This is a genomic window from Phycisphaerae bacterium, from assembly GCA_024102815.1.
In the GTDB taxonomy this organism is placed as follows: Bacteria; Planctomycetota; Phycisphaerae; order UBA1845; family UBA1845; genus JAGFJJ01.
In genome coordinates this window covers 20,908-27,431 of sequence record JAGFJJ010000033.1, presented here as the reverse complement: position 1 = coordinate 27,431, position 6,524 = coordinate 20,908, and the positions used below count along the sequence as shown (strand labels likewise).

Below are 6,524 nucleotides of genomic sequence, written 5' to 3'. Positions count from 1 at the left end.
TTCATGCATGCCGATTATGACTGCTCCGGCACGTTCGATTGCTACCTCGGCCCGGACGAGGACGACATCGATGGTGACGGCGATAGGACAGAGCTAATTGCGACGACCGAAGCTCTATATGATCACGTCGGCCCAGGCGGAATGATGGGCCACGGCCATGGCGGTATGGGCCGTTAGACTGGTCGGCGTCAATGGCCGAGGGCTCCGGTCCTGATCTCAGCGCTCACCTGCCGACGGCCGCTGCATCCCGCGCCCCACGACATTCAGCCCTCCAACATGAGCGTCGAGCCCGCTCCGACCCCCAATTGGCCAGCTCCGACCGTACACCGGATTGAGTGACCAACTAACGACCAACTGCCTGAGCCTCGAACACGGTCGATTCGCCTAAGCGTTTTGATAACAGAGGTTTACAGCTGAGATGGAGCCATGCTTCGAAACGACTGTCAGCTCGCGGGGCTGGACTCAGAAATCGTCGTTCTTGAGCCAGAAACGCGGTTCCCGGGCAAGCCCTCCTGCGGTAACAGCTTCGGGCGAATTTCCGTAAGTTATTGTTAGGTAAGAAGATAACGGGCGATCGGATTCGAACCGACGACGTCCAGTCTGAGAATTCGCCGTTCGGAGCGCAACCGCTTATGGTCAAGACACTTATAACGCTTTGGTCGGCCAAGAACGAGGCCTACGGGTGAATCGCAAGTCACTGAAAACTCGATAACAAGTCACCACCAGGTGACGGCTAACCAATTCAGTGACCAATCCCCTCCGCCAAGGCAAAACGCAATAACCCTCAGTCCAGGGCGTCCGGAGGATGAGAGAGTCAAGCGGCGCTATGATGATTTGCAACATTAGCTGTGAAATGCACCTACGCTCCGTCGCAGTGAGGGACTGCCCCCCTGACAGTTGTCGATGTGCGGCGACGATCAGATCACTCTCTTGATCACTGCTTGGCCTGCGCTTCATGCCGGATCCAAATACGTCATCATCGCTGCAACGGGCGGCAAAAGGAGATCAAGGTGATAGCCCATCCCAATGAGTGGGTGGTCGTTGGGCAGCCAATGTATCTGCTGGGAGAACGAGAGTGACCCAAGCCGGTGAAACTCCGATCGCCGGCGTCCCAAGGGCAGAGGTGGATTCGGATTGACGGCCGTCGAGACCGAAACGAGTGGTCTTGAACTCCAGAGCGCAGTCAACACGGAGGCCCTTGCTGCCGCTCTCGTTGATTACGGGCGATTGCGGTAGGATGTTCAGAAAGAGGACACTCAGGAGCTGCGTAGCATGCTACACTCGTCGAGTCCGTCCACGGAACCGCTCGACTTCATTACAGTATCGCGGCGAGTTCTACACCTAGCCACACGCGGGCCAGGCAGAATTGAGTTTCTGCGCGAATCCTCTCGAGTACTGCTTGAATTCTCGGGATGCGAGACGCTTCTATTGATATGCCGCTTTGAGCATGCGATCGGCGACTACGAGTGGTGGTATACACGCGTTCCAGACGAGGCATTTCGATTCGACTTGCGGCAGGAAGGCCCCGCTGACGGAGCGCTCCGTCCCGCCGATCCGCCCATCGGGCCTGGAGGCGGCAATCGGCCCCCTGCGTGGCTGGACAATCTGCTGATCAGCGTTCTGAATCGAAATGTCGGACCGAAGTCGAGCTGCATGACTGACAACGGGAGCTTTTGGAGCGGAGACGTTGCGACCGACCTCGCCCTGATCGAAAGGGACACAGTGCTGCCCGGCTTGATACCCGGCCCGACGCGGTCGCTCGCGGTTCTGCCGTTCGATATTGCGTACTCCGTTCCGGGTGTCCTGGCGCTGATGAGCACAAGAAAGCATGTTTTTTCCGCGCACAATGTGGGATTTTATGAGGCGCTCGCGCAGACACTTGGCTTGGCGATGGACGACCGCAGGGCTCAACACGCCTTGCGCGAACGCGTTAAAGAGCTCACCTGCCTGTATGCCGTGGCGAAGGTACTCGAATCAACCGATGGCGCAATTGTCGAGAGACTTCCGGAAATCGCCCGACTGCTGCCGCCGGCGTGGCAATTCCCAGATATTCTCGTGGCACGCATCCGGGTCGATGACGCGGCTTTTGCCACAGGCGACGATGCGCGTTCCGTTCATCGACAGGAAGCAACGGTATTGGTCGATGGGGTGGCCCGAGGGACTGTTGAAGTCGGATATCTTGAGGATCGGCCGGAGTTCGTTGAAGGCGCCTTCTTGCGGGAGGAGGCACACCTGATTGGCGCAGTTGCACGCGAGTTGGCGTTGTTCGTCCAGCGCCGCGATGCCCGGCTCGAAAGAGCCCATATGGCGACGATCATGCGTCAGACCGATCGGCTCGCCACGATCGGGCGCCTTGCCGCCGGCGTGGCCCATGAGATCAATGAACCGCTCGGCGGAATCCTCGGCTTCGCCCAACTCGCCCGGAAAACGGCGAATTTGCCAGCACAGGTAGTGCAAGACCTGGAGCGAATCATACAGGCGGCATTATACGCGCGGGACATCGTTCGAAAGTTGATGTTGTTCGCGAGGCAGTCGCCGCCGTCACGCGACTGGGTCCAGCTAAGCAGTCTGGTTGATGAGAGTCTCAGCCTTCTGGCTCCGCGTGTTCAGGAATTCGGAGTCGAAGTTCGACGAGAGCTTGACCCCGTTTGCCCGAAGGTATACGCGGATCCCGTGCAGCTTAGTCAGGTCATTGTCAATCTCTGCGTTAACGCAATCCAGGCAATGCCGGGAGGAGGGATTCTCACCGTACGCACACGGAAGGAGGACGGTGAGGTTACGATTGTTGTTGAAGATACGGGGGCCGGCATCGCTTCCGATATTGCAGATCGGATTTTTGAGCCGTTCTTTACGACGAAGAGCCCCGAGCAGGGAACGGGCCTGGGGCTCTCTGTGGTTCATGGCATTGTCATCTCGCATGGCGGGAAAATACACTTCCAAAGCCAGCCCGGCGCCGGTTCTCGATTTGAGGTGAAGCTGCCGGCATCCTCCCCTTTACCTGCAATGGAGGACCAGCGCTCCAATGGGTAATTCAACGACCCGTATACTTGCCGTCGATGACTCCGAAACTACGCTTGAGGTGATCCAGCGGAATCTGACGGAGGCCGGATTTGCCGTGCTCCAAGCCCGAAGCGTCGACGAGGCCATTCCCATGCTCGAGCAAGTTCCGGTCGAACTGGTCATCACTGATCTGAAGATGCCCCAGGTCAGTGGAATGGAGCTGGTCCGTCATGTTCGCGACCATTTCCCGAATATGGCCGTTATCATGATCACGGGCTACGGAAGCATCGAGTCAGCCGTCGCAGCGGTCAAGGAGGGCGCCGAGGAGTATCTGACGAAACCATTCACGGACGAAGAACTGCTCAAGGCGGTAAAGAATACGCTGGCCGTTGTTCGTCAACGGCGCGCGGCCGAGACCGGGATGCAGGAAGCGTCGGGGGCGCCGTTCGGTCTGATCGGCGACTCCCCGTCAATGCAGCAGGTCTTCCGTGGCATCGCCAAGGCGGCTTCCGCTTCGGCTACGGTGTTGATTACGGGGGAGAGCGGTACCGGGAAAGAGCTGGTCGCGAGAGCCATTCACTACAGCAGCGATCGTGCGCGTGCCGCGTTCGTCCCCGTCAATTGCGGAGGGATTCCTGAAGGGCTGGTCGAGAGTGAGCTGTTCGGACACGTCAAGGGGGCGTTCACCGGCGCCGTCACGACCCGTGCAGGGTTCTTCATTGCCGCAGATGAAGGCTCCATCTTTCTGGATGAGGTCGGAGAGTTGACGCCTTCAATGCAGGCGAAGCTGCTTCGCGTTCTCGAAGACTGTCAGGTTCAAATGGTTGGTGCAGCCAAGCCGCGCGCCGTGGACGTGCGCGTCCTCGCGGCGACGAACAAGGATCTGGCTGCCCTCGTTCGCCGCAAACTTTTTCGCGACGACCTCTATTTTCGCCTGAATGTCCTCACGCTCGAGCTACCGCCGCTGCGCGATCGTGGTGACGACATCATCAAGCTTGTCGGCCACTTCCTCTCCAAATTCGCGCGGGACGCCGACAAGCCCGTTCCGCGCCTCTCGGAACGCGCATGGCGCTGCCTCCGCGAGTACCACTGGCCGGGCAACATACGGGAGCTGGAAAACGTCGTTCAACGCCTTGTCGTGATGACCGAGGGTGAGGAAATCGATGCTGGCGACCTGCCGACGCTCATGCGCTTCGCCGTTCCCCACGGCACATCGCTCCAGCGGACTTTGGCGGAAGTCCAAGAAGGCCACATCAAGGCAGTCCTCGCAAGCGTGCACGGGAACAAGACCCAAGCCGCGCAAATTCTGGGGATCGATCGAAAGACGCTTCGTGAGACCTTGAAACGCCTTGCCATTACGCCCGACTCCGATGCATCTCCGTCATCGGATTAGGCGTAGTTAGTCCGGGGCGTTTCTCCCCACCGGTTCGTTTCTCCCCGCGCGCGAATCTCCTGTTGACTCATCTGAAGAATCCCACGCGAGCTGATCATCGAATTGTAAATGCATAAATGGCAATTGGTTACGTTCACACCGTCCCATAACCTGAAGACTCCCAGTCTACGCCGAACTCCTGGAATCGCGCGTGCTCTCTGGTCATCAGGCGGGCGAGACACTTCGAATCGCCGCTAACCAAGACCAGCGAGAGGAGGCTTCTCATGATTACTGCGACGACCTCAGAAGACCTGGCGGTGAAGACCCCGCGAAGCGCCAGCGGAGGCGACCAGCGCCATCGACCAATGAGCGACAGCTCGCGAAGGGCCAACCGCGAATGGTATCCCGGGCTGTGTTCCAGTTGCGTCAATGACTCGGTCTGCACATTCCCTCGGTCTGCTGACCACCCCGTTCGAACGTGTGACGAGTTTGAAGGTATCCAGCTGCCCGAGCGCCCGGCAACTGTGAACCAGATCGTCACTGAGCGGTTCGCGGTCGCGAATCGAGAATGGCTGCCCGGGCTGTGCAAGACCTGTGAGAAGCGCGGCAGCTGCACCTTTCCCAAACCGGAAGGCGGCGTCTTCAATTGTGAGGAGTTTGAGTAGATTTACCCGCGGTCGACGTCGCGACCAAGCAAGGCGAAGGAGCAGTTGCAGCATGACTACACTAACTCGAGAACCATCACTGAGGACGGGGGGCGATGTTACGCCGCTGGACGTCGGCGATCGGCTGGACGAGCCCGCGCCAAGTGTCGAGCCCTCACCGGCGCCGAGCCCCACGAAAAAGAGCCTCTACGAAAATGTCGTGGTTCAGTTCGAACGGGCGGCGGATGTGATGAGCCTCGATCCGGACGTTCGCAAGATCCTGAGTCGAACCAAGAACGAGATTGTCATCAACTTTCCGGTGAAGATGAATAACGGCCGCGTCGAGATGTTCGCGGGCTACCGGGTTCAGCACAACGATGCCCTGGGCCCCTTCAAGGGCGGCCTGCGGTTTCATCCCGATGTCGACTTGGACGAGGTCAGGGCTCTGGCGGCATGGATGACCTGGAAATGCGCCTTGACTGGAGTTCCATTCGGTGGAGCCAAGGGTGGCATTCAGATTGATCCCATGAAGTATTCCGCCGCGGAATTGGAGCGCATCACGCGCCGGTTTGCGTACGCTTTGGGCGGGAACATCGGTCCGGAATACGACATTCCGGCGCCAGATGTGAATACTAACGCGCAAATTATGGCATGGATTCTGGACACCTATGCCTCCACTGTTCCACCGCACGAACGCCAACGGAACATACATGTGGTCACTGGCAAGCCCGTGGAGGCCGGCGGCAGCGTCGGAAGGGACAAGGCGACGGGTCAAGGGGTCGTCTACTCGATCCAGCATTGGGCGGACGATCACGGGCTCGACTTGGAAGGCTTGACCTTTACGGTGCAGGGATTCGGAAACGTGGGATCTTGGACCGCACGCTTGCTAACTCGACTCGGTGCCAGACTTGTTGCGGTAGAGGACGTAACAGGCGGCGTCCGCAATACTCAGGGTCTCGATCCCGAAGAACTCCTGCGATACGCGCGTGTGCACGGGGGTGTGTCTCGATACCCGAAGGGCGAGTTTGTCGACCGGATCATGTTTTTCCAAACAGAGGCGGACATCTTCATCCCTGCCGCACTGGAAAACCAGATCACGCAGGACACGGCGCGATGGCTGCGTGTGCGACTTGTGGCGGAGGGGGCCAATGGACCCACCAATCCGGAAGGCGATGCGGTCCTGAGGGAACGCGGAATCGACCTGATCCCCGATATCCTCTGCAATGCCGGAGGGGTAATCGTCAGCTACTTCGAATGGCTTCAGAACAAGCGCAGTGAGTTCTGGGAGCTGGAAGAGGTCGATGCAAAACTGCACAAGCAGATCGCTATCGCGTACCACCGCGTCCGGGATAAGGCCCGCGAGCTAGACGTGGACTGGCGGACCGCGGCGTATGTCATTGCACTCTCGCGCCTCGAAACCGTATACAAGGAGCGCGGCATCTTTCCCTGAAGTCAGAAGGAAAGCTCCGGCACCGATGGATCGTCCGTCGCATGTTGTTTGGATGCGG

The 6,524-nt window shown here is 59.0% G+C and carries 4 protein-coding genes; all 4 read left to right on the top strand.

The features are described 5' to 3' along the window. Positions 1 to 1,428: 1,428 nt before the first annotated feature. Positions 1,429 to 3,030 carry a hypothetical protein gene (locus J5J06_09095; GenBank protein MCO6437228.1) on the top strand — a complete coding sequence of 534 codons (1,602 nt, stop codon included), beginning with the start codon at positions 1,429 to 1,431 and terminating at the stop codon, positions 3,028 to 3,030. After that, on the top strand, positions 3,023 to 4,393 hold the full coding sequence (locus J5J06_09090; protein ID MCO6437227.1) for a sigma-54-dependent Fis family transcriptional regulator: 1,371 nt from the start codon (positions 3,023 to 3,025) through the stop codon (positions 4,391 to 4,393). The genes J5J06_09095 and J5J06_09090 overlap by 8 nt, the downstream gene beginning before the upstream one ends. Positions 4,394 to 4,656: 263 nt before the next feature. Further along, positions 4,657 to 5,037 carry a hypothetical protein gene (locus J5J06_09085; protein ID MCO6437226.1) on the top strand — a complete coding sequence of 127 codons (381 nt, stop codon included), beginning with the start codon at positions 4,657 to 4,659 and terminating at the stop codon, positions 5,035 to 5,037. Positions 5,038 to 5,089: 52 nt separating this feature from the next. Then, positions 5,090 to 6,466: a Glu/Leu/Phe/Val dehydrogenase gene (locus J5J06_09080; protein MCO6437225.1), complete on the top strand. Its 1,377-nt coding sequence runs from the start codon at positions 5,090 to 5,092 to the stop codon at positions 6,464 to 6,466. The last annotated feature ends 58 nt before the right edge of the window (positions 6,467 to 6,524 follow it).

Excerpts from the sequence above, each read along its gene's own strand:
- J5J06_09090 (MCO6437227.1), top strand. The coding sequence starts at position 3,023 with ATGGGTAATTCAACGACCCGTATACTTGCCGTCGATGACTCCGAAACT.
- J5J06_09085 (MCO6437226.1), top strand. The coding sequence starts at position 4,657 with ATGATTACTGCGACGACCTCAGAAGACCTGGCGGTGAAGACCCCGCGA.
- J5J06_09080 (MCO6437225.1), top strand. The coding sequence starts at position 5,090 with ATGACTACACTAACTCGAGAACCATCACTGAGGACGGGGGGCGATGTT.